Below are 24566 nucleotides of genomic sequence, written 5' to 3' on the forward strand. Positions count from 1 at the left end.
AGGTAGGTTATTTATTCATCTATTTCAGGTGTTTATGAAAATAATGATTTTCTTTTGCTAAAGGACCACGCTATTCTTAGTTTAGTAAGGACCACGCGTGATACACTTACAGTTTTTTTCGTCTCAATAACCTTCGTTTTTAAGAAATAGGAACTCGTATGTAGATATTATTTTACAAAAACCCAATCTAACAACTTTCTTCAGACATTTGATTCGTCCAAATGTCTTTTTTTGTCGTTCCCCCAAAAACGAAGAATATTGAGACAACTTTGTGTGAAAAGGAGGAGGCTGTTTCTTAGCTTCAACCTTCTTGACGCACCAAAGACTTGAAGAAAGGAGGATATGATGAAACTACTTACATTGTTTTCTGCAGTATTCCTACTAAGCAGCACGGCGGTCAACACGACGCTGGCGTTCCAGCAAGTTGCTTATGCAGAAACAGAGTCACTTTCTGAAGAGACGCAACACTCCTCAACTGAGGAAACCACTAATTCTGCTGATCTATCGGAAGACCAAGAAACAACCGAAGAAAGCAGTGAAGAACAATCTTCTTCGGAAGCCACGGATGATTCCACGACAGCTAGCCAAGAAGAAGCAGAGGAAAATGAAGCACTGCCCGAAGCAGAAACGCCAGATAGCTCAGAAGATGAAGCGGAAACAGAAGCTGAGAATGAGCAAGTCGAAAGGTTTGATGCTGAAGCTTCAGCGGTCGCATTGACTGTAGCAAGTGAGGCGCAATTGCGGGCAATTTTACTTGGGGAATCCTTCACCGATGAAGATGGCACGGAGTATCATTACGAAGAAATCGCCAATGATCAATCCTTGGTGCTTACTTTTGCCAACAACTTGGCATTAACTGAGCCAATCAGTGGTATCCAACGGTCAGACGTTACTTTTCGTAGTCAAGATACACCTGTGATCGTTTCGCAGACGGCGGCAGAGAACCTGATGCAGTTTGCGGCACCTGTTCAACTGACTTGGCAAGGGGTACAACAACAAGGCATTCAGTCGGCGCAAGGGCTGGCTCAAACAACTGGGGCTTCAACGATTACCTTTGAAGATACCCAACTGGAGCTGACCACTACCGCAGGACGCGTGGTGAATAACAACCAAGCACATCTTCATTTCAAAGGAACCAATGTGGTGACGACAGCGACGTCTTCCATTCCAACGTTATTCACGGCTGAAGGACTCTTGGTCGAAGGCCAATTGACGATCAATCATCGCTCATCAAATGCCACACCAATCTTTGAAATGAATCAAGTAGCAGTCGCTAGCCAAGCTGAAATTTCTGTCACCCGAAGTACCAACAGCAATACTGGCACTGTCTTTCACATGACAGGTACCGCAGCAAGCCTTGATTTTGGTCAAGGAAGTATGACCACGATTCGCCAATCTGGCGCAATGGTTTCCCTACCAAATGCCAATCAAGATAGTCGGTTGACGCTAGCAACCGGGGCAACACTAGATGTTGGCACGGGACAGGGGCTTTCTGGTAATTCCACCAGCACGCTAGGCGAAGTAAGGTTACAAGCAGGGAGTCAGTTAAAACTATCTGAGTACGGGACGGTCAGCGGGACGCCCGCCATCAATGTCGGACACCGCTTCATCGTTGAAAATAGTACCGCGGACCAACCTACCATTATTGAAGGAACGCGGACGGGCACAACGACCGGAGCTTTTATCCAGCTCCAAAGTGCAAATTCCTCCATCGATTTTGGGGAGAATACACAAACGCGAATATCGCAGCATGGACCGATGTTTACGGGTGTGGCTAGTACCACGATAGTGATTCAAGACCACGTGAAAATGAACAATCAGCATAGCAACGGGTTTAATGGCAACGTAGCAGTCAACAGTATTGCGATTGGTGATCAGGTGGATATAACCATAAGTGAACCTAGTAATGCCACTGTTGGTCAAGCGTATCGAACCTTTTTCGCAACGTCTTCGGTTCAAATCGGAAGTCATACAACAATTGACGTGCCGAGAACGCGAACGACCTCTTCAGCAAGTACATCGAATGTCGTCATCGGCTTAGCATCAAGCAACGGGAAAATCACCATTGGTGACTATTCTGAAATAGCCGTGAACCAGCGAGGGGCGTTTGTCAACGCAAGTTTGTCCCATGTCACTTTAGGGAAATACTCAAAACTAACGGGCGTATTAGGGAATGGTTTTACCGCTGGAACGATGGTCGATCAATTTGAGCTGCTTGAAGGGGCTGAAATCAATGTTGCTGAGCATTCAACGAGCACAGCAGCCAATTCTTTTTCCGTGCAACGACGTTTCTTCCTAGGAGAAAAAGCAGCGATCAATTATTCTCGCACATCATCAGCAGCCAATCCTTTCATTGCACTGGGTTCAACGTCGACGGCTTCACAATTTTTGTCAGAAGCAAATGCAACCATCACCCTCAATCAAGTAGGACCATTGGTGACCGGTCGCAGCACAACAGATATCTATATTGGTGAAGCAAATACGATCAGCCTACAAACCGCACAAGGCTTTACCGGTGGTACCTCATCTGCTGCTTCTTCAACCATTCGCCGGTTGCATGTGGGCGATCACTCTGAAATCACCGTTTCTGGACGAAGCAATGCAAATGTTGATTTTTTCCGGTTTAGAGAAGAAATCAAACTAGGTCGTGAAGCGGAAGTAACGGTCAATCATACAACGCGACAAGCTGCACGAGCCGTTTTTCGTTTAACCTTGGCGAATTCGAAATTTACGATGGAAGAAGGAAGTAAAGTCGAAGTTGATACTGGTGGACGATTTCTACAGGGAGTCGGAACAACAGATCTGTTATTCGGCGAAAATTCCTATACGAGAATAAACGCTGCTAGAGGAATGACAGGAAACACCACTGTTCGTTCAGTTACGCTTGCGCAACATGCTGAAGTGCATTTGACAGAGCCAACAACGACGGCGATTCAAAATTCAGCAACAAGTCAAAATTATTCCAGAATCCGAGTATCACAAAGAGTGGAGTTGCAAGACAATGCTACCATGACGTCAAGAAGAGATCGAACGACTTCAGATTCCCGATTTATTTGGTTGACTGCTAGTAATTCATTTGTTCGGATTGGTAAAGGGGCTACCCTCGACGTGGATCAATCTGGAGGAATCTTTAGAGTAACGACTTCCTCTAATTTCATTCTCAATGATGAGGCAACATTTAAAGGTGTTGCGAGAGGTTTAAATACTCAGGCGGGAGGCAATGCCTCAAGCAATCATTCGAATTCATTTGCGAATATCACAGTAGGGGCCAGAGCTAATTTTTCCATGACCGATAATCGGACAGGCATGGGAACATCGGCGGAATTTATCAATCGCCCGTTAGTCAATGTGCGGAATTCATTTTCGGCAGGAGAAGATTCTACGGTTGTATTGGAAACCATAAGAAATAAATCTGAAGTTCTTTATTTCAGACTTGCCAATGCACGATTGAATATAAACAATGTGAATTTGTTTGAAATTAGTCATCCTACGACAAGAACTGGTCAAGCCAATGCGCAATTGCAGCGTTTGATCCGATCTGCACAAAATACGGTTGCGAACGGTTTGAGAATCAATGTTGCGAGTCAAAAACTAGCAGTTTGGGAAAATGCTTCTTTAGATGAACCAACAGAAGAATTTATCAATATTTCCGGAACGATGCGAATCAATCGAAATGGGGGGAATACATTCCCTTATGGCGGCACAGGAAATGGCGAAGCGCGTTCCAGATTACTGAGTGGCGAGCAATTAGAGGGTTCTTTGGAAAGTCTGGAAAAACAAACGGATATTTACCAAGTGATTGCTAAGAATAACTTCAATAAAATTCGTTTTTCAGAACCAGAAGGCCTCATTGCCAGAATTGATGCATTGAGTGATCAGTCGACTGAAATCACTGGTTCCATGTACGAGGATACCGATGTCACCTTGATCTCTTATACAAATACCGATGGAGAAATCGTCGAATTGGACAAAAACTCTGAACGAATCGAATGGGGCGACTATCGGGATGAAAATCAGCTGTATCGCTATTTCCGCATTCCCTTAAGAGAAAATGAGCGATTGGAAACAGAGACAGAAGTGTCGATTTTCTTATCGAAACCTTCGATTGAGACCTATGTCGATGTGACCGCTCGTCAAACCGTGATTAAAGGTGTGAATTTTGAAGCATACAATATCACCTTAGATCGCTATGAAATTAATGAATTAAGCACGCAAGAAGAATTAGATGCTTTGATCCTTCAAGAAAGTCGCGCGCAAGCCGCAAATGTGTTGACGGAAGCGGATATGACGGATGACTTTCGCATCGTAGAAACGGATCTTACACGAGAAGTGGACGAAGACGGCAGCTACTTCGCTGTTCTTGAGGTGGGGAATAAAGCCTACCAGATGACCATCGGTATCGATGTGACATCGAAATTGGAGCATATGCGAGTGACGATCCCGACCAAAATGGTCTTTGAATCCTTGTACAATACGGCGGAATCGAATCGTAATTTTGAAAGCCAAGCGTATGAGATCCGCAATCAATCGCCACTTGCTGTGGATACCTATATCAATCAATTGGCGATCGATGATCATGCCGGAATCGTCTTGTTAGAAGAGGGAGAAGATCCCCTCGATTACGCTGAAAGTGAAAGCGAAGAGGAAGACCCAACCCTTACTTATGACGATATCTCAACCCCGCTGTTGCGATTGAACCTAAAAACGGAAGAGACCCAGATTCAACTCTATGAAGCGATGGAAGAACAACACTTGGTTCGCTTAGAAGAAAGAAGCCGCGTGCCGATTTCTTTAACGGGGGATTTCTATGGGGACTATCCCCAGTGGGTCGTTGATTCAGAAGCCGATCAAGGCGGGTATTATGAAGACTTGCTTGTACCGAATTATCGCATCGTCTTACGCTTTGTTCCACGAGACTAAGAAAAAAAGATCGTACCAAATGTGAAGGAGGTGAATCCATTGGAGCAAACGAATCAAACCGAAAACAAAAAACGACGGAAATGGCTCTGGTGGTTGTTGCTATTGGCAGTACTTGCCGGTGGACTCGGGTACTATTTCTATCAATCAAAAGAAGCAGTTCCGTTGATCAGTGCAGACCTTTTGCCTGAATCTGGCGATGCCACCGATCAGCGATTATCTGAACGGGCGCAGGAAATTGCAGATGCGAATTATTTCACCCTGCAAATCAATCCAGAAGCCATTTTTGAAGATGGTCAAAGCACGGGATCCATCGAAATCGTTAATCCAGGCACCAATGTGTACCCAATCGCCGTGGATATCTCTTTACTGTCGAGCGGGGAAGTCATCTATTCTTCCGGTGCGATCTATCCAAATCAATTTGTTGAAAATGTCGCCTTGGCGACACCATTGGCAAAAGGCGAGTATCCTGCCAAAGCCACCATCAATATTTATGACCCTGAAAGCAAAGAAAAACAAGGGGTCACTGAAGCTGAATTAACGATTATCGTTAAGAATTAAAAAAAGGAAAAGTGAGGAAATAAAAATGAAAAAATTTGTAGCAGCTATTCTAAGTACAGCAACGATCGCAGGAGTAATCGCAAGCGGCACCACCGCTTTTGCGACACAAACTATTGACGGACGTGAAGGCGATACGTCAGGAGATGTCCAAGTAAACGGGATCATCGGTGAATTCGATAATACAACACCTGGACCAAATCCCGATGATTTGAACCAATGGATCAATGTAACGATTCCAACGACTGCTTTGTTCTATACGACAGAAGCGTCAAGTCATACAGAGATCGTTTCGCCTACGTACACGGTGACAAATAACTCAGCAGTTGGTGTGATCGCTTCTGTTGCAGGTGTTGATACACCATTGAATATGTCTGAAGTAGACTTGTTAAACGTAAACGGGATTGAGTTGTTTGAAAACGGCACACCAACTGTAACAGAAACAGAATTGTTTACCCTTGAAGGCAACCAAGGAACGAATGAAGGGACGTTTGCGTTCACTGGTGAAGCAACACCTGTCAATGCATCAGAAGAATCAAACCCAAGTTTCAAATTGGTCTTGAGTTTTGCGCCGGATGTAGAGGAAGACTAAAAACTGAAATCCCAGTAAAGAAGGGATCTATCGTATGAAAAAACGAAAAAGAATCATTTTTTTCATCGCTGCATTACTGGCTCTGACTGTCTGGGATCTATCAGAAACCATTGTCGCAGAGGCGACAACAGGGCAGGTCACTGTGACTGGTCGAATTGGTGAAACAGCGAAGGAAGAGGAAGAAGCAGACGATGACAATAAGAAAACGATCGTCGCAGATGCTTCTCAAATCGGACAAGGGAAATTACCGCAAACAGGTTCTTCAAACACCACTCGTTTGATCATCCTTGGGTATGCACTCTTAGTACTGTTTGTCATTGCAGCGACAAGAAAAAAGAAGCACGGTGAAAGCGTCGCTCCTTAACTATCGTCATCGCTAGAAGCGTAAAGGAGAAACTGTGAGGAAAACTTACAGTTTCTCTTTTTTAATGAAAGAGTAGAGCGGATAAAAAATGAATCAAAAAGGTAAGCAGTCCTTAGTGATACCACAAACGCTGTATAAGTGAGGTCAGTGATAGTTTTGAAAGGATACAGAAGATGAAGATCAGGAAAGAAGCGTTTGAAAGAACCATCATAAATAGTGAATATATTGGCTACTACTATCATCTGCTGACTGCAGATTCTAGCCCCTATCCCCGAGGGGAACAAATAGATAAGATGCGTTACTTATTAGAAAATAATCACATAGAAGAAATAAAAGCGAATGCTCGCTATTTGTTCATTTTTCGTACGTATAAAGTACCTAGTGTCCTACAAAAAGAGTATCAGTTGTTGGAAGAATGCGTCTCGTACATCTCAAATTTGAACACCCATTTGTTGATGCCTCAAGAAGCAATTGAGCAAAGTCTTTCAATCAAGGCAGAAGATGAGGCGAAGGATCAAAAAGAGCATTACAAGCAGCTGGTCAGAGGGTTGCTGGATATTCTTCATTGACTACTGGACCTTGGTGTTTTCTCAGTAGCTAGAAAAAGTAGTGAATAGATAACGAGAAAGAATAGGCTGAGACTTAGGAAGAAAATAAGGGGGCTTGTTCCCCTCAAAGAAAGGAGCAAAGAAGCATGACTGTATTTACTTCAAAGATAGAATATCTTGATGGATTTCAAAAGAAATTTACGGATTCCAATCGTGAAAATGGTGCCTTAGCCTCTTATGTAGAAAAGCAATTAACGTTACTTGATCAATTGATAGCAGAGATTTCTCCAGAAACATTTTGGGCGATCACCCCAGATATTCTGGGAATCGATGCCAAACTGGTTTTAGTCACAGAAATGATGCGATTTGACGATTTTTCCGATGACGAGATCATCCGAATCGTCGAAAAAGATTATCGCTTTTATCTGAAAGAATTGTGCGGTTACAATCTAGGAATGGAAACGAAGCATTCTCTGGTTTTCAACGTGAGATAAATCAAGGAGGGGAATAGTCGGAATCACTTCTAGCAAAACGATTTGGTAAGAAGTGATGAGTATTTTTAATGTTTCTGCAATTAGTAAAGGTGAGCGATTGAAATAGAAGGTTTGTATCGAAGAAAAGGGTGAATAGACAAAAAGCATTCAGGAATTGGTTTCTTGAATGCTTTTTGTCTATTCATTTATCTGAAAAAGGTCTTTGCTTTGGTTTCTACTCCCTCTCATGTAAAATCACCGTTAAAACGATGCCGAATCAGCAAAAATTCTGCAAATAAAATTATTTGTGTTATATTTGAAGGGCATCTGTTCATTTTTTTAATATTCGTTTATTTTTAATCGCGTATAGTGAGAAAAATAAACGACGCGATGGCTATTTTTTTCGCTTTAATTGATTAGCTGGGGAAGGTTTGTCCAAATAAAACCCTTGTTGAAGAAAAATCTCTTCTTCAAGCAAGTACTCATGGATATCCGAGGTTTCGACCCCTTCGACAATAAATTGGATTTTACGATTGCTGGCGATATTTCGCCAGAAGTCGATCAAAAAGAAAATCTCCTTTTGGGACAGCACTCGCAACGAGATAGGCGAAAATTTGATCACATCGATTTTATCCAGCATCGGTGCAATATTTGTCAGTGAATGAATGCCTGTCCCTACATCATCCAATGCGACAGAAAAGCGCATCTTTTTTATTTGGTTGATTTTGTTCATAAGAAAAGACTTGGGATCACAGGCGATAGAAGGTTCCGTATCGTCTTCGGTGATCTCAATCAAAATACGATCATGGTAGGGTGCTAAGTCAGCTAACATCAGAAAGGTTTCTGGGTAGCTGAGTTGTTGCGGGTGGATATTAAGACTGATTTTTGTTTCTTCATTCGGGTGAAGTAAGCTGAAAATTTCATTTCGGTACCATTGCAGTAAGCGAGTGTGTAGCTTTTTGTATTTGATCACTTGCTGGAAGAAGGAAAGGGGAAACCTATTTCTTTCGGTACTTCTCAATAATAATTCGTAGCCAATCACTTTCTGACTATCTGCTTTCATTTGAAAGATAGGCTGGGCATCAAAATATAATTGGGGAAATATCGATAAGAGTTCTTGTTCTATTTTCTCAGACATTGGTTTCTGCTCCTTTCTGGGGTAGTTTTATTTTTGGTTTCATGAAGTGCAGGAAAGGAAGATCGAGTTCTTTACCTGCATTGTTAAAGAATCGAGCCTTTCCAAATCATGGGCGAAGGATTTTAAAGAAAAATCTATGAAAGAAAGAAGGAATAGTGTGTTTGTCCATCTGATTTATGCAGCGATCTATTCTGTTTTAGTTGTAAGCTTGCTCATTTCGTATGATCTGTTTATCAAGAACTTCAAAGAATTGAATTTACGCTTGTCATTTAAAATTCTTATCGGTGTCGTTCTGTTTATTTCGCAAGTCTACTTTATTATATCATTTTCTTTGAACAGTATCGGTTATGTTGCGTATGAATATACGATTCCAATCTTTATTTATTATTTTGGTATCCTCAAAGAAAAAATATATCTGATTGGGCTGGTCCCCGTCATCTTGCTAACTTTTTTTGCATTGATCAATAAATTCGAATGGGGAGCCATGCTCTTTATTATCGGATTAAATTACATCATTTTAATCGTTACTTGCTTATTAAAGAAAAGATTTTACGGACAGACAAATCATATTGTCTTTTATCTATTTTCGATTGTGGTTACGGTTGTCTCGCCGATGGTCAACGCATTGCTTTTTCACCGCCGTGAAGTTGGTCTTTGGGATGCTGTCACTTTAGGGATTGGATCAGTGGCAATCGTTTCTTTATGGAAGTATTATCTGCAGAATCAAAAAAACTTTCTCGAAAAAATCAATACGAAGATCATTGAGCGCAATTATGATGAGTTGACGAAGGTAAAAAATTTCCGTAGTTTGAACGAAGATATTTCAAAATTGGTGATAAACGAGAAGGATCAGCTGGTCGTGGTGATGATGGATTTAGATCATTTTAAGCAGATCAATGATCACCATGGACATCAAATCGGCAATCAAGCCTTAACCTTCTTTTCGGATAAACTGACGACATTTCTCTATCAAAAAAGTCCTTCCCATTTAGTCGAAGTCTATCGGTATGGTGGCGAAGAATTTTTAGTCCTATTTAAAGAGAATACTTCCGTGTCAGTGAAAAAAATTATTGAAGAATTTCATTTGTTCTTAAGCAATGAACAGTTGAAACTAGAGGGAACACAACTGACCCTTTACTTTTCAGCAGGGATTTCAGAAGCAGCCTCTGCGTTAGACATTTCAGAAACCTTTTACCAAGCAGATCAAGCATTGTACGAAGCCAAAAGGAAAGGCAGAAACCGCACGATTATTTTTTCTTGAGACTCTTGCTTTTCTAAAGAAGGTTCCGCAGTCTTTTCTCAAGTGGATAGGTGTTGTAGGAAGCCAAAAGGAGAGACAAGGCCGTATGATTTTTTTAGACGAATGCTTTTCAGAAGAAGTTTTAATAAAGAGACAATGTTCGCAGGCTTCTTTGTCCAGCGTCGTAGCTTTTTCAAAAGGAAGAGGGGAAGCAATCTGGTAAGTATAACGGTTTACTAAACGGTTTCCGATTATCTTGAGAGGTTAAGCGAGGATAGAAAGGCAAGTAGAGTGCTCTTTAAGAAGTGGGAAGAAACCACTTCTTTTTTTGCACCAAGCATTGGGCAGCCGCGCTTGGCAGCATCGACTTGTTTTTCTGGCGTGTTTACAGTCTTTAAAAGCAATGGTATATTTATTTGATAAGTAAATAAAATTATTTTTTTCCTGTGTGTAACGAAGACTGACTAAGGAGACTTCCCTATGAAACCAATTCGGCGATCACTGTACCAAAGTGCTTTATACGTAGCTATTCCTTTGATCGTGAGTCTACTGATTGGCTACTTAGCCAAATGCTCACTCCTGATTCCTGCATCCATTATTTATGGCGTTCTCTTGGTGTTTATGATCCCTTCCGACAGCTTTTTATCAAGCAGCGTGGACTACCAAACGAAAAGCATGAATCCAAGTTTTCGTCCTCCGCCATTAAAGAGAAGGATCGAAGGTGCGCCAGAAACGATCAATTTCCTCTTCGTTTTAACGGCACTGGTTTTGTGTTTGCTGCTCTTGTTGGTTGGGTAAAGGGAATTCATAGAAATTAAGTACTAAGAAGAATGTCGAAAAGAAAAGGAGAACAGCGATGAAATTACTCAAACAAATTAATTTAATGGATGATAAAAAAACAATAAAGAGATTGAATCTCGCGGCGATCCCTAGTTTTATTTTTTTCTATGTGTTCTTTACACTCTTTGTCTTAGGTGGTCATGGGTCAAATGCTGAAACTTCGTTTATTTTCGATCTTTTGCTCTTAATGGTTGCGTATTTTATTCTCATCATTGTTCATGAATTGATTCATGGTGCCTTCTTCAAGCTTTTTGACCCTAAAGGGAAGGTAAAGTTTGGGTTCAAAAATGGGGTAGCATATGCCACGAGTCCCCATTCCTTTTATTCAAAAGGGAAATTTGCCATCATTTTATTGGCGCCATTCATTGGCATTTCTGTGGGCCTCTTTCTATTATATTTATTTGGCTGGTTGACGGCATCTCTTTTTACCTTGATTGCTACCGCACATGCCGCTTCTTGTGTGGGAGACTTTTACTTTCTTTTTCTGATTGTTAAAGCACCAGCGAACAGTTGTGTAGAAGATACTGAAGTGGGGTTGAATATTTATCAAGGAGAGTAGTTTATTTTTTCAATTGATCTTGGCAAAATCAAAGAGCAAGAAAATGTATGCTAGAAAATCTCTTACAAAAAAACAAACACCTCAAAAGTGTTTGTTTTTTTGTAAGACTGTTTATAAATAACGTATATAGCAAGAAGACTGTTCGGCCGACAAAAAGAAAATTTGTTTTAAACGACCGTTTTCTTACTAGCGCTTTACCGATACAACGGCAAACTACCAGCGACTTTATTGATACTCTTTTTCTTGCCTTTTAAACAAAGACCAAAATAAGCCAGTGTTTCTGTGGGAATCGTCTCAAGCGTCTGACGGTATTGCTCGTAAGAATTGGTGGTCTGAGCAACGTCGGAAAAATCAATGATGGTTACTTCTGGATCTGCTTGCTGACTGATCGATTCACGAATGGTCTGCAACTGCTCCTTGTTCGTTTTTAAGATAGGAATGGGAAAGTTGACAATGCCAAGGTGTTTTCTGCCTGTCGAATCGTAAATATCTTCTCCGATTCCTTCGGGAAACAATTTGCCCAAGGTTGCGCCTAAAATTGCAGCAGTATTTGCAACTAAGCCAATCGGTAATTGTTCATCGATAATCATGACACATTTTTCTTGGTTATTCATACGTTCTCACTCCATCTTCTTGGTAAATTGTTTGGTAAGCTTTCGGGGTGACCCCAATCAAGCTTTTAAAGATACGGGTAAAATGACTTTGGTCACTAAAACCTGTCAGAAAAGCGACTTCTGCAATTGCTTCTTGTGCTTCCAGTCTTTTCTTGGCAGCACTGATGCGCACCGTACTTAAATATTGAAACGGCGACAGCCCATACGCTTTGGTAAATTGCCGAATCAAGACGTACTGATTCATTCCAAGAACGTCACTTAATTCACTCAAGGACAATTTTTCGGCATAATGCTGATCGATATAGGTTTTTGCCGCTGCGGCTTTATTTGAAACCGGATCTGTTTGTTCGTGGGTGAAATCCGCATACTGAACAAGCAGGTCGTGAAGGAGACAAGTAAAGCGTTCTTGCCTTTCAAACTCATCGCCGCGATCCGACAGCAGCAGCCGATGAACTGCATGAAGTTCCTCTTTTTCTTTCACTTGGCGAATGACCGGTTCAGGAAAGTGGGGCGTCAATTGAGTGTTAAAAATTTTTTGTACTTGTACCGCCATGTTCTCCGGGGTTAAGTGGATATTGCGGTAAACCAGCTTCTCCTCCGTGAGTTGCTGGCAGCGATGGGCAGCCTTTGGTGGAATCAAAATCAAGTCGCCTGCTTCAACGATATAGCAGGTATTTTGACAGGTGAATTGACGCGTTCCAGCTTCCATCAAGCCAATCACATAATATTCGTGCCAATGGTTAGGAAACTCCTGCTGGATGCCGTTAAATAATAAAGCCTCTACACCAAGGGTGCTATCTTGAATGATTTTTCGTTCATTTCTCATCTGCATTCTCCTTTTTGTTACTATAACAAAAGTGGTTTTTGGTGAATAGAATGATATTGACTTTTGACTATTTTTCTTGATGGAAGGCCCTTGATTGGGATTGAGAAAAGGGGCTGGAGAAGGTCGGAAAAGAGTGGACCAGGATTGAAGAGAGAACAGCGGGTTATTTTGACGATTTTATGTAATGAATCAAAGCAAATGGACCATGCACCGTGAAAAAATAATGACAAATCCTTGGCATTTGAAAGTTTTATTGATGGAAGTATGGTACCATTTGACTGCAGTAAAGTTTGTGACGGTGGCTATCTTTGAAAGGTGGTGGTGCTTATGAATGTAAGTACTAACTCCTCAGAAAGGAGAAGCCTTTTTGTCCACAGCGGAAGCAATCGGGCTAATGATCAGTTTTGGTACATTTACCGCCATGCTGATCTTTGGTATCCTAGCCGCAGTGAAAAATGACAAAAAAAAATAACCGTCGACTTTAACAGGGAAACGGTTATCTTTTAAGTTAAAAAAACTGTCACCGTCTTAAATGGCGCTGCAGAGGGGTTGTGGCAACAACTCCTCTTTACATAGTTAGTATAGCAAGAAGAGAGTGATTTTTCAACTTTAACAAGGATATTTTCAAACAAAATCGATAAGCGACATAGGCAAAACCTTATTCTCAATTGGAATAAGGTGTTCGATGTAGTCATTTTTGAAAAGTGTTCGAACATCTAAAAACGAATGCAATGTTTAAAGAAAAGGGAAGCATTATTATCGAAACTAGCGGCTAATAAGTTCCAGATAAATTCTGGTACATTTATTGCCGTGCTGCTCTTTCGTATCCTAGCCACAGTGAAAAATGACAAAAAAATAACCGTCGACTTTAGCAAGGAAACGGTTATTTTTTTACTAATAAAACCCTGTCGCCTTCTTAAAAGGTGCTAGAGAGGAGTTGTGGCAACAGGTTTCTTCTATACAGATCACTATCGATCATATTCGTGAATGCTAATCTACCAATCGCTCGAGATCGTAGGAAAAACCGTTTTGCTTACTTAGTTCCTTGTAAAACAAGCCACTTTTCTTTATTGTACGTTTCTGTGTGGCTAAATCTAAAGAAACTAAGCCGTAGCGGTTTTTATATGCATTGATCCATGACCAACAATCAATGAATGTCCATAGATGATACCCTTTTATATTACAGCCATCTTGAATTGCTTTCCATAAATAGGCGAGATGATCTTGGATAAATTCAATGCGATAGTCATCAATCACCTGACCATTTTCATCCATGAACCGTTCTTCATTAGCAACACCCATACCGTTTTCTGAGATAAAGGATTCAATATTTCCATAGTTATTTTTGATGTCCATACATAAATCATAAATTCCTTTTTCATAGATTTCCCATCCACGATATTCATTCATTCGACGACCAGGCATAATATGCGGTTCAAAGAACCATTCTGGTAAGAATGGACTTTCTAAATTAACGGCAGAAGTTCTTGCTTTGACACGGCGTGGTTCATAGTAGTTTAGACCAAGTATCTGCGCGGTATTCTCTTCAATAATTTTTAGGTCTGTGTCATTGAAATCAACGGGTAATTGGTCATATTCCTCCAGCAAAGAGACTAGTTTTTCTGGAAATACTCCTTTGACCATGGGATCTAAGAAACTACGAGTATAAAAAAGATCCGCAATTTCTGCTGCTTTTTTATCTGCTGAATTTTGGCTTCTTGGGAAAGTCGGACTCAAATTGAGAATTACTCCGATTTTGCTAGATAGCTGGTATTTTTTAAAAGTTTGAATGGCTTTTGCATGGGCTAATATGGTAAAGAATGCTGCTTGAGCACCACGTTTAAAATCAATGAGATTTGGATAGTGAAAATCTTCTAAATAAGAGCCCAAGATTGGCCCCAAAGGTTCGTTAAAGGTGAACCAATGATAAACTAAGTCGCCAAACGCTAGAAAACAGGTATCAGCAAAATTTACATAAGCTTCAACAACTTCACGTGATTCCCATCCCCCTTTATCTTGTAATTTTGCTGGCATGTCAAAATGATAGAGATTCGCAAAAACTTTGATATTATTATTTTTCATTTCGGTAAAAAGATCTCGATAATAGGCTATCGCTTTCTCGTTCGCTTTACCAACCCCATCATTTGGAAACATTCGTGCCCATGAGATAGACACCCGAAATGAATTGTGCCCGGTTTGTTTCATCAATTGAATATCTTCGTGGTAACGATGGATATGGTCTGTCGTAATACTAGGTCCAATTCGTTTATAAAAACGATGAGGTTCTTCGTGAAACCACCGATCCCATACGGTCTCTGCTTTTCCTGTTTCTCCACGCCCTTCAGATTGTTCTGCTGACCAAGCGGATCCCCACCAAAAGTCATCTGGAAATGTTAACTGAGTATGTATTGACATTATCGTTTCCTCCTGTTCGTTTTTAACAGTGTAACATTGCTTTTGATATAAATAAATACTTTTTATTAAAAATATATATCTTTTTATGGTGGGTATGGTTTTAGCTGTAAAAAGACAATTTTTATGTTAAAGTATAAGTAATAGAGATGAGTATGAGGGAGTAAGTTATGAAGAAACAGCCAAAATATATGGAGGTTTATACGGAGGTAAAGAAAAAAATTGCCAATGGAACCTATCAAATCGGTGAAAAATTACCTACGGGCGATGAACTTGCGCATGAGTATCAAACAAGTAAGCTCACTGTGAAGAAAGGTATTGATATGCTAGTATCAGAGGGAGTTTTACGAACACGTAGTGGATTTGGAACGGAAGTTCTACGCAGACCAATTGATAATTCGAAAGTGTTTGGACCAAATGAAGGTCTTTTTGATTTAGTAGGGGAAGAACATGTGACTTCTGAAATCCATACGTTCTCAATTGAATTGCCATCGAATGAAGTTGCAGAAATTTTAGAAATAAATCAAAAAGAGTATGTCTATAATATTATTAGAAGTCGTTTTATTGATGAACAGCCTTATTCTATTGAGCAAACGTTTATGCCACTTTCTGTTATACCGGGGTTAGAACCAAAGCATTTGAAACGTTCTGTATATGGCTACATTACAAATGAGCTTGGTCTAGAGATTAAATCTTCCCATATTTGGATCAAAGGGGATGTGGCAAATGATTTCGATGCGGAAATTCTTTCTGTAAAACCAGGCGAGTTTATGATAGAGGTAGACAAAGTGGTGTCATTGTCTTCTGGTATACCGTTTGAATATTCTCTTTCGAGACATTTATACAAAGATTTTATTTTTGAAGCAGTTTTTGTTGAGAAGTGAAGACTAACGAATTTCGTTGGTCTTTTTTTTGACTTTCAAAAAAAGATATATAATTTTGAATAAAGATATTTACTTTTTAGGGGAGCTGGTGTATGATCATCCCATAAGCAATCGCTTACAACTAAAAAAGGAGACTGATTGGAATTATGAGTAAAAAAGATGCTATTTTTGAAAAGTTCGGAATAATAGCCACAAGGTTAGGGAACCAGATTCATCTTCGAACACTAAGGGATGCTTTCGCCACTTTTATGCCTTTTATGATGTTGGCGGGATTTGTTACATTGATCAACTATGTTATTTTAGAGCCAACAGGATTTATGGGAAATATTATTGATCCAGCAACATTAACGACGATTCAAGAGATCGGGACTTCCATCAGTAATGGAACGCTAAGTATAACGACACTATTAGTTGTTGCGGCAGTTTCTTATCATATGTGTGTTAGCAGAAATTATACAAATCATATTGCTGCTGTTCTAGTCGCTATTTCAACGTTTATTGTTCTCACCCCTATGATGACGATGTTTACACCAGAAGGAAGTCAAGAAGCGCTGGAAGTAGGTGGGGTTATTCCTGTCACTCATACTGGTGCGTCAGGAATGTTCGTTGGAATTTTTGTGGGCTTAGCTGCTACGGAACTCTTTATTAAGTTATCTAATAATAAAAAGTTACAAATTCAATTGTCAGGAAATATCCCTCCAGCTGTGTTGAAGTCTTTTAACGTCCTTATTCCAATCATGATTACCGTGACTACCTTCGCAATTGGTTCATTTGCTGTCAATCAATTATTCAATATGGATGTTAATTCGTTGATTACTACTCTAATCACTGGGCCTTTAAGTAGGGTAACGACAGGTTTACCAGGGTTCCTCTTAATTACCTCAATTGCAAATCTCTTTTTTGGGTTTGGAATTCATCAAGCAGTGATATCAGGTTCACTTCTCGATCCGTTCTTGATTCAAAATATGCAAGAGAATATGGCTGCTTATGCGAATAGGGAAGATATTCCACATATCATAAACATGGCATTTAAAGATACGTTTGCTGTTATGGGAGGGTCAGGAAATACTATTGCTTTGCTAATTGCTATTTTTATCTTTAGTCGTCGTAAAGATTACAAAGACTTTGCAAAATTATCCGTAACTCCAGCACTTTTTAATATCAGTGAACCAATCATTTTTGGTTTACCAATTGTTTTCAATATTAGTTTGATTATTCCATTTGTATTGGCACCGATTTTTTCCCTAACAGTTGCATATTTTGCGACAGCTGTTGGTTTGATCAATCATGTAGTCGTGCAGATACCTTGGACCACTCCTCCCGTCATATCTGGATTTTTAGCAACTGGTGGCGATTGGCGAGCATCAGTCTTACAAATTGCGATCATTGCTGTGAGTGTTTTTATCTACTTACCATTTTTACGTATCGATGAAAAAGTTACCTCAACAATAGGAAATGAAGAGGCAAATGATTGAGAAGAGGAAACTTCACAAGATTTTTTGAAGTCGTCTCAAACCAAAGGGAAGTGAAACAAATAAACTGAACAAATCTATATAACAAAAAGAGACCACATAGATGTATGTGAGTCTCTTTTTTTGTGGAAATATCGGTCGGTGAACTTGTGTTTAGACGGAAAGAATTACCTGAAGAATTTATTAGCAAGAATTTTTTTATACAAATCTATTGAGTTTCCATTCTATTTCTCACGGTTTTGGCTAACTTTTCAATAATATACATTGCCGGTATCTGGGTTGTAATATCAGCTTCATTAATTTTTTCTAGCGAAATATTATAGGTTATTGAAATATCAGCTAATTTAGAAAGTGTTGAATTAGAGCTGCTGGTAATTCCTATTACTGAGCTTTCTGATAGATTCAAATGATTTAAATATTGAATGATTTCTGTGGTCTCGCCGGAAACGGATAAAGCGACGATACACATTTTTTTTGCTAACTCAGTGGATAGGTAATTAATAGGATAATTACTAGGATCTTCAATGCGAATCGCCATGTTAAATAGTGACGAGAAATAAAGAGAACCATATTCAGCAACAACATTTGAGGAGCCTACGCCAATAAAAATAATCAGCTCTTTTTCCATCAATAAGTGAACTGCCTCATCAAATTTATCTTCAAAGAATTTGTCTTGTGTCCGTGCTAAAAAATTCAAGAGTTCACTCTCAAAATCAAGTGTTTTTACCTCTTTTTCTTCTTTAAGAGATTCGAGATACGCACTAAGGTAAATTTTAAATTCAGAAAAACCGGTACAGCGAAATTTTTTACAAAAGCGTAATACGCTGGCAGTACTCGTATGACTTTTCTCAGCTAATTCTCGAATACTCATGGAAGCAACTGCATTTACCTCTGAAATAATTGCTTTATATACCTCAATATCCGTTTCATTTAAGTCTGGTTGATAGTCAAGAAACAACATAGTAATCCCCTCCTGTTACAAATTGTAACAGGATTGTAACCGGTGTCAATCGTCTGTTTTTGTAACCGTTTACTTAAAAGCGGTATTTAAGGGGATAAAAATAATCTATACTGACCATGTAGTTAAGTTAAAGGAGTGTTTCAGGATGGATAAAGGAATAAAAATTGCAACAATTGGCGGTGGATCAAGTTATACACCAGAATTGATAGAAGGATTTATTAAACGATATGCTGAATTACCGATTTCAGAATTATGGCTTGTGGATATTGAACAAGGAAGAGAGAAATTAGAAATAGTTGGGGAACTTGCTAAACGTATGGTAAAAAAAGCGAACCTTCCAATGAAAATTTATATGACTCTTGATCGTGAAGCGGCATTAAAGGATGCGGACTTCGTTACGACGCAATTTCGTGTAGGTCTTTTGGAAGCGCGAGCGAAAGACGAGAGAATTCCTTTAACATATGACACGATTGGACAAGAAACGAATGGTCCAGGAGGGCTTTTTAAAGGATTACGCACGATTCCTGTTATCTTAGAAATAGTGAAAGATATGGAGCGCCTTTGCCCAGAAGCATGGCTGATCAACTTCACTAATCCAGCTGGCATGGTGACAGAAGCTGTCTTACGCCATAGCAATATGCGTAGAGTAGTAGGTTTGTGTAATGGACCAATTGGAATAGAACGTGGCATTGCAGAAACATTAAAAGTACCCAAACAAGAATTATATGTTGAATTTACTGGGCTAAATCATATGGTTTTTGCGAAAAAGATTTATCATAAAGGGATTGATGTGACCCAAAAAGTACTTACATTGATGACGCAAGATACTGGCGATGCAGTTGGTCTGAAAAACATTGCTGATTTAGAATGGGAACCAAATTTTTTCCGAACACTTGGCATGATTCCCATCGGCTATTTAAGGTATTACTATCAAACAGCTACTATGTTGTCTGAGCAAAAACGATCAGCAGAGAAAGAAGGAACTCGTGCAGAAGTTGTGCAGAAAATCGAACATGAGTTGTTTGAACTTTATAAAGATGAACATCTAGCAATCAAACCACCTCAATTGTCAGAACGTGGGGGCGCTTATTATAGTGAAGCAGCATGTAATTTAATTAATTCCATCTATAATGACAAACGTGATATTCAAACGGTCAATACAAGAAATAATGGTGCCATCAGTGATATCGATTGTGATTCAGCGGTTGAAGTAAATTGTTTGATTACAAAACAAGGACCGATCCCTTTGACTACAGGTGAATTACCTATTCCTATCAAAGGACTAGTTCAACAAATTAAGTCTTTTGAACGTATAGCGGCCCAAGCAGCTGTTACGGGAGACTATAACACTGCTTTATTAGCGATGACGATCAATCCCTTAGTTCCAAGTGATAGGACAGCAAAGCAACTACTTGATGAAATGCTTTTAGCACACAAAGAATATCTGCCGAATTTTTTTAAAGGAGAATGACAATGAAAGTAAAATACTATGTTGAGGCAAATTACCAAGAAGTCAGTAAGATCTGTGCAAAACTCATTTTAGATGTCTTAAAAGAAAAGCCAAATGGGTTATATTGCTTTGCAGGTGGTGATACACCCGTAGGAACGCTTAACATCATTGCAGAAGCAGCAATCAACAAAGAAATAGATTTATCCCAGGCAAAGTTTATTGAACTAGATGAATGGGTTGGAATCGATCCGAAAAATGAAGGCAGTTGTCTATCCTATTTAAAAAGAAACTTATTCAATCGGGTTCCTATTGACCTAAAGCAACTTCACACATTTGATCCTTTAGCCGATGATTTAAATGAGGAATGCAAAAAAGCTGATAAATTTATCGAGGAGAATGGAGGATTAACACTGAGTTTGCTTGGGGTTGGAGTAAATGGTCACTTAGGTTTTAATGAGCCTGGTTCGTCCTTCGAAGATAAAGCTCATATAGTGAACTTAGACGAATCAACCCAAAGTGTTGGGAAAAAATATTTTTCAGACGAGAAAGTTGATCGTACGAAAGGAATTACGTTAGGGATAGGACAATTATTACAATCTGGAACAATGATCGTACAAGCTAGTGGAGCAAAAAAGAAATCTGCGATACAACAATTTCTATGCGGTACGATTACAAAAGAGTGTCCAGTTACTTCTCTATGGTTGCACAAAGATCCTGTATTGGTGGTTGATAAGGAAGTCGTGAACTAAAAGGAGGAAAAAAGATGCAGGTCATTGAGAACAAGGTATTGCCTATATTGCTGAAAATAGGCAATAGTAAACACTTAGTTGCTATAAGAAATGGGATTTCCATGACGATTCCTTTTACTATTGTTGGAAGTATCTTCCTAATCATTGGTAACTTTCCAATACAGTCATGGATGGATTTTGTGTCAAATTGGGGACCGCAGTTGAATGCACCAGTCAATGTTACGTTCGGAATCCTTGGACTGATATCTGCCATTGGCATAGGCTATCATTTAGGAAAAGAGTTTGGTGTTGATGCTATTTCTAATTCGATGCTCACAACTATCGGCTTTCTTCTAGCAACATTAAACGATGACTGGACGATAAATTTGGCTAATTTTGGTGCTAGTGGTATGTTTACCGCGATCATTGTTGGGGTATTTGTCACTCATGCTTTTAAATGGTTTGTCACTCATAATATTGTAATAAAAATGCCAGAAGGTGTGCCGCCCACTGTAGCAACTTCTTTTGCAACGTTAATCCCAGGGGCATTTATTCTGACCGTTATATGGATCGTCAGAACTTTATTAGGGGTTGATATCAATGAAATCATTACTATTGTTTTCCAACCTTTAATGCAAGGGATGGGAACACTCCCAGGCATGCTGTTATACACACTTCTCGTTTGTTTGCTATGGATATGTGGAATCCACGGAGACAATGTTTTGTCTGGAATTGCGACCCCTGTTTTCCTAAGTTATCTTGCTGATAATACGGCAGCTTTTCAAAGTGGTGCAGAAGTACCTCATGTTTTTGCCGATGGATTTTGGATTGTCTTTATGTGTTTAGGCGGAACTGGAGCAACACTCGGTCTAGTGTTAAATATGCTCCACTCCAGAAGTAAGATGTATAAGTCGATTGGACGATTATCTTTGCCGTCAGCTATTTTTTGTATCAATGAACCGGTTATTTTTGGTTTGCCTATTGTGATGAATCCTGTAATGCTTATTCCGTTTATAGCAACGCCTATGGTCCTATGTATCGGTACGTATATCTTAATGAATATTGGTATAGTAGGACCGATTGTTATTCAAGTTCCATGGACTATTCCTCCTATTATTGGTCCTTATTTAGCTACTAATGGTAGTATTGGAGCAGCCGTTTGGTCTTTTGTATCTATTTTCATTTCATATTTTATTTATATGCCATTTTTCAAAATATTGGAAAAGCAGCAAGTGAAAAATGAAACCGCAGAGGCGCAAGAAACGGAAACAACGATTCCTGTGAGTATAAGTGAGTAGATAGAAGAAGCCTATTTTCCATCATTCATTAAGATAAGTATTTTTAGGTATCAGAAAATAACTTTAAAAAAGTATATTGGAAAAAAGACGATTGTCCTTCATGATTCTGATAGTTTCAATAATAAAACAACAAATAGCATCATTATCTAAGCGAATCAGTAAATGATTCGCTTTTTTTAATGTTGTATTTTTTATCATTTGCTTCTATCAATAAAACCTTCTCGAATACTTTATTGGATGTTATGGTAATCCTTGAAATCTCCTCTTCGGTCCATCGTTTAAAAAAAAACGGAGCTTCAGTTGTACCGATAAATGATGGCGATTTCATTTTGTGCAAGCTATAGTTTAGGTGGGGGTAGCAAATATGATTCATTTCAAATTGACGTATCTGTTTTCAGAACCAAATATTGAGGCGTTTCTTCAGTTGACGAAGTGGAGGGATGAGGAATTTCTGGCGGAGATTGCCAAGATCAATCAAATCACTGAACAGCGGTTGAATCAACGAATCACGATGCATGAGGGAGAAGTTTTGATTCCTTCGTTGATTCAACGAAAATGGCCGGAAATTCTTTTCGATGTCCAGAAGAACACGTTGTTTTTTTCGGAAGAAGAGCGGCGGTCCATGATTTATCTTCTGACTTTTTCAGCAGTGAAAGACTTATCCGTCTACCAGTTTCAAGAGCTGTTCTATGTCAGTAAAAATACGATTTTGAAGGATTTAAAGGGGATCAGAGAGGAACTTGCAGCTTTCAAGATTCAACTATTGTACTCTCGAAAATATGGCTTTTATCTAGAGGGAGAGGAATATCAGATTCGCGCTCTTGCTTTTCGAAAAGTCAGTGCGTTATCCAATACGAAAAATGGGAATTTGCTTTTATTTGAGGGAATCTATGAGCAGAATAAAACGATATATATTCAAATAAAAGATCGTTTGTCCGCAACATTGACTGCCTTCAATCTGGTGATCGTACCGAGCCGCTTCGAAGAAATGCTTTATTTTCTTAATTATTTATCCTTTCGGATGGCAGAAACGGCTGTTTCTTTAGCGGAGACAGAAACATCGCTGCTACAGTCGCTGCATGTCCATCAAGTTAGTCAGCAGTTTTTAGCAGAATTTCCTGCCATCAAAGATCGGAAAACAGAAGAACTTTATGTAACGATCCTGTTGAAAACGATTCTGCAAGGAGATATCGAAGATACTTCATTAGAGTTTTTATTGGAATGTGCCAGTAAGATCATTCATGAAATGGAACGGCTGGCAGCTATCGAGTTTGTGGACTATCGCACCCTTTTGATGAACACATTCTATCATCTTGTCCCGGCGTATTTTCGAATCCGCTACGGTTTTCCACTGGAGAATGTACTGATTGAAGAAATCAAGCTGCAATACAATGAGTTGTTTGAACTGACGAGACGAGCACTGGGTTCTTTAGAAGACCTAGTCGGTACGATCCCTGATGAAGAAATCGGTTATTTTACGATTTTGTTTGGTGGGGAAATCAGTAAACAAAAGGCCAAACGCGATTACTTCCAATTGAATGCATTAGTTGTCTGCCCAAGCGGCATCAGTTCATCCTTGATTTTGGAATCAGAATTAAAGGAACTGTTTCCCCAGATCCATTTTTTGCCGGCTCGTTCGATCGAAGAGTATGAAAATGTTCGTTTCAATGAAGAGATTGATCTGATTTTTTCCAGTGCCCCGATCAAAACCAAACGACCATGTTATGTGATCAATCCGATTATGACCCCCATTGAGAAGGATGAACTGTTTAGAAACGTACAAGCGGCATTCTTTCCTTCAAAAACTGGTTTGCATTCCATTGACGATGTGTTAGAAGTGATTTTGCCCTATGTTGATTTAAAAGCAGGCATCAGTAAGCAAAAGCTGAGAAAAATTTTGCAAAGAAAAATCAATCGAGAATTGAATAGAAGGGAAGACCAACGTCCGATGTTATCAGATTTATTAACAGCAGAAACCATCCAATTTACTGAGGTGCCGCTGGCTTGGCAAGAAGCCATTCGAGAAGCTGCTGCGCCATTAAAAAAGACCAATAAAATTGAGGAACAGTATATAACCGCCATGATCAATAAAGTGGTGGATCATGGGCCTTTTATCCATATTGGAAAAGGCATCGCTTTGCCTCATGCGCGTCCAGAAGATGGGGTCAATGCGATCGGGATGTCGTTATTAAAAGTCAAAGAGCCAGTGCTTTTAAATGATGATCCGCAACACCCCATTCAAGTGTTTATATGTTTGGCAGCAGTTGACAATGAGCTCCATCTAAAAGCGTTAGCGAGTTTAACAAAAATTTTGTCGAATAATGAAAAACTAACTGCGTTACTTTCCGCAACCAATGCGGATCAAATAATTGAAGTGATCAGAGAAGGAGAAGATGAAAAATGAAATTTGCAGCAGTGTGTGGGTCAGGATTAGGATCAAGTTTTATGGTGGAGATGAATATCAATTCTGTTTTAAATGAATTGGGTGTCTCAGGTGTGGAAGTGTCCCATTATGATTTAGGAAGTGCCGCACCCGATATGGCGGATGTTTTCTTTGTTGGTGGCGATTTAGCCGATAGTGCGCAGCATCTAGGTGAGATCGTGGTGTTAGACAGTATTATCGATCTCGATGAATTGAAGCAAAAGGTTCAAGCCGTTTGTCAGGAAAAAGGATTACTATAAAAAGGAGTAG

Annotated in this window: 22 protein-coding genes; 17 read left to right on the forward strand and 5 right to left on the reverse strand. The window is 39.5% G+C overall.

From position 1 onward, the window contains the following. Positions 1-342 precede the first annotated feature (342 nt). The 6 genes from IGJ01_RS02645 to IGJ01_RS02670 all read left to right on the forward strand — a co-directional run bounded on the left by IGJ01_RS02645 (position 343) and on the right by IGJ01_RS02670 (position 7473). Positions 343-4920 (forward strand): hypothetical protein, encoded by a 4578-nt coding sequence (locus IGJ01_RS02645; protein WP_430601378.1) that lies wholly within the window; start codon positions 343-345, stop codon positions 4918-4920. Between the two features lie 39 nt (positions 4921-4959). Beyond that, positions 4960-5478 (forward strand): hypothetical protein, encoded by a 519-nt coding sequence (locus IGJ01_RS02650; RefSeq protein ID WP_034871937.1) that lies wholly within the window; start codon positions 4960-4962, stop codon positions 5476-5478. Positions 5479-5503: 25 nt separating this feature from the next. Further along, complete coding sequence (locus IGJ01_RS02655) at positions 5504-6067, forward strand: hypothetical protein (RefSeq protein WP_008377887.1); 564 nt, start codon at positions 5504-5506, stop codon at positions 6065-6067. A 34-nt stretch (positions 6068-6101) separates the two neighbouring features. Next, on the forward strand, positions 6102-6431 hold the full coding sequence (locus tag IGJ01_RS02660) for an LPXTG cell wall anchor domain-containing protein (RefSeq protein ID WP_144331032.1): 330 nt from the start codon (positions 6102-6104) through the stop codon (positions 6429-6431). Between the two features lie 173 nt (positions 6432-6604). Continuing rightward, positions 6605-7000 (forward strand): hypothetical protein, encoded by a 396-nt coding sequence (locus IGJ01_RS02665; RefSeq protein WP_430601379.1) that lies wholly within the window; start codon positions 6605-6607, stop codon positions 6998-7000. A 125-nt stretch (positions 7001-7125) separates the two neighbouring features. After that, positions 7126-7473, forward strand: a complete 348-nt coding sequence (locus IGJ01_RS02670; protein ID WP_430601380.1) for a DUF7006 family protein — start codon at positions 7126-7128, stop codon at positions 7471-7473. A 373-nt stretch (positions 7474-7846) separates the two neighbouring features. Here IGJ01_RS02670 and IGJ01_RS02675 read toward each other — a convergent pair whose 3' ends face one another. Beyond that, on the reverse strand, positions 7847-8590 hold the full coding sequence (locus tag IGJ01_RS02675; protein WP_005232094.1) for an EAL domain-containing protein: 744 nt from the start codon (positions 8588-8590) through the stop codon (positions 7847-7849). Positions 8591-8726: 136 nt separating this feature from the next. Between IGJ01_RS02675 and IGJ01_RS02680 the strand changes: the two genes are divergently transcribed. From IGJ01_RS02680 to IGJ01_RS02690, 3 genes are all read left to right on the forward strand, one after another. Continuing rightward, positions 8727-9851: a GGDEF domain-containing protein gene (locus IGJ01_RS02680; protein WP_429947102.1), complete on the forward strand. Its 1125-nt coding sequence runs from the start codon at positions 8727-8729 to the stop codon at positions 9849-9851. A gap of 459 nt (positions 9852-10310) precedes the next feature. Continuing rightward, the gene (locus IGJ01_RS02685) at positions 10311-10628 is read left to right on the forward strand and encodes a hypothetical protein (protein WP_005232089.1); all 318 of its coding nucleotides are present in this window, start codon (positions 10311-10313) and stop codon (positions 10626-10628) included. A gap of 58 nt (positions 10629-10686) precedes the next feature. Further along, positions 10687-11229, forward strand: coding sequence for a DUF3267 domain-containing protein (locus IGJ01_RS02690; RefSeq protein WP_086299091.1), 543 nt, complete (start codon positions 10687-10689; stop codon positions 11227-11229). A 194-nt stretch (positions 11230-11423) separates the two neighbouring features. Here IGJ01_RS02690 and IGJ01_RS02695 read toward each other — a convergent pair whose 3' ends face one another. Further along, entirely contained in the window at positions 11424-11843 is a 420-nt protein-coding gene (locus tag IGJ01_RS02695) for a DUF2000 domain-containing protein (RefSeq protein ID WP_005232083.1), read from the reverse strand. Beyond that, positions 11836-12669 (reverse strand): helix-turn-helix domain-containing protein, encoded by an 834-nt coding sequence (locus tag IGJ01_RS02700; protein WP_429960374.1) that lies wholly within the window; start codon positions 12667-12669, stop codon positions 11836-11838. Before IGJ01_RS02700 ends, IGJ01_RS02695 begins: the two co-directional genes overlap by 8 nt. A gap of 367 nt (positions 12670-13036) precedes the next feature. Here IGJ01_RS02700 and IGJ01_RS02705 point away from each other — a divergent pair, with 367 nt between their 5' ends. After that, positions 13037-13141, forward strand: a complete 105-nt coding sequence (locus IGJ01_RS02705) for a putative holin-like toxin (RefSeq protein ID WP_017144486.1) — start codon at positions 13037-13039, stop codon at positions 13139-13141. Positions 13142-13659: 518 nt separating this feature from the next. On the opposite strand, the gene IGJ01_RS02710 is transcribed toward IGJ01_RS02705, so the two are convergent. Continuing rightward, complete coding sequence (locus tag IGJ01_RS02710; RefSeq protein WP_086372608.1) at positions 13660-15084, reverse strand: glycoside hydrolase family 1 protein; 1425 nt, start codon at positions 15082-15084, stop codon at positions 13660-13662. A 167-nt stretch (positions 15085-15251) separates the two neighbouring features. On the opposite strand from IGJ01_RS02710, the gene IGJ01_RS02715 reads away from it, so the two are divergent. Both IGJ01_RS02715 and IGJ01_RS02720 read left to right on the forward strand, forming a co-directional pair. Then, positions 15252-15965, forward strand: coding sequence for a GntR family transcriptional regulator (locus tag IGJ01_RS02715; RefSeq protein WP_016611336.1), 714 nt, complete (start codon positions 15252-15254; stop codon positions 15963-15965). A 146-nt stretch (positions 15966-16111) separates the two neighbouring features. Then, on the forward strand, positions 16112-17440 hold the full coding sequence (locus tag IGJ01_RS02720) for a PTS sugar transporter subunit IIC (RefSeq protein WP_005227522.1): 1329 nt from the start codon (positions 16112-16114) through the stop codon (positions 17438-17440). Positions 17441-17645: 205 nt separating this feature from the next. Here IGJ01_RS02720 and IGJ01_RS02725 read toward each other — a convergent pair whose 3' ends face one another. Then, positions 17646-18398: a MurR/RpiR family transcriptional regulator gene (locus IGJ01_RS02725; RefSeq protein WP_005232077.1), complete on the reverse strand. Its 753-nt coding sequence runs from the start codon at positions 18396-18398 to the stop codon at positions 17646-17648. Positions 18399-18543: 145 nt separating this feature from the next. On the opposite strand from IGJ01_RS02725, the gene IGJ01_RS02730 reads away from it, so the two are divergent. The 5 genes from IGJ01_RS02730 (at position 18544) to IGJ01_RS02750 (ending at position 24556) form a co-directional block, all read left to right on the forward strand. Beyond that, positions 18544-19869, forward strand: coding sequence for a 6-phospho-beta-glucosidase (locus IGJ01_RS02730; RefSeq protein ID WP_005232076.1), 1326 nt, complete (start codon positions 18544-18546; stop codon positions 19867-19869). A gap of 2 nt (positions 19870-19871) precedes the next feature. Further along, a complete protein-coding gene (locus tag IGJ01_RS02735; RefSeq protein WP_139960420.1) occupies positions 19872-20597 on the forward strand; it encodes a glucosamine-6-phosphate deaminase in 726 nt (241 codons plus the stop codon). Between the two features lie 14 nt (positions 20598-20611). Further along, positions 20612-21874 (forward strand): PTS sugar transporter subunit IIC, encoded by a 1263-nt coding sequence (locus IGJ01_RS02740; protein ID WP_016611331.1) that lies wholly within the window; start codon positions 20612-20614, stop codon positions 21872-21874. Between the two features lie 364 nt (positions 21875-22238). Further along, complete coding sequence (locus IGJ01_RS02745) at positions 22239-24278, forward strand: BglG family transcription antiterminator (RefSeq protein WP_430601381.1); 2040 nt, start codon at positions 22239-22241, stop codon at positions 24276-24278. Then, positions 24275-24556, forward strand: coding sequence for a PTS sugar transporter subunit IIB (locus IGJ01_RS02750; RefSeq protein ID WP_005227537.1), 282 nt, complete (start codon positions 24275-24277; stop codon positions 24554-24556). The genes IGJ01_RS02745 and IGJ01_RS02750 overlap by 4 nt, the downstream gene beginning before the upstream one ends. Positions 24557-24566: the final 10 nt, after the last annotated feature.

The sequence above is a fragment of the Enterococcus sp. AZ089 genome (assembly GCF_050547225.1).
Classification (GTDB): domain Bacteria; phylum Bacillota; class Bacilli; order Lactobacillales; family Enterococcaceae; genus Enterococcus_D; species Enterococcus_D entomosocium.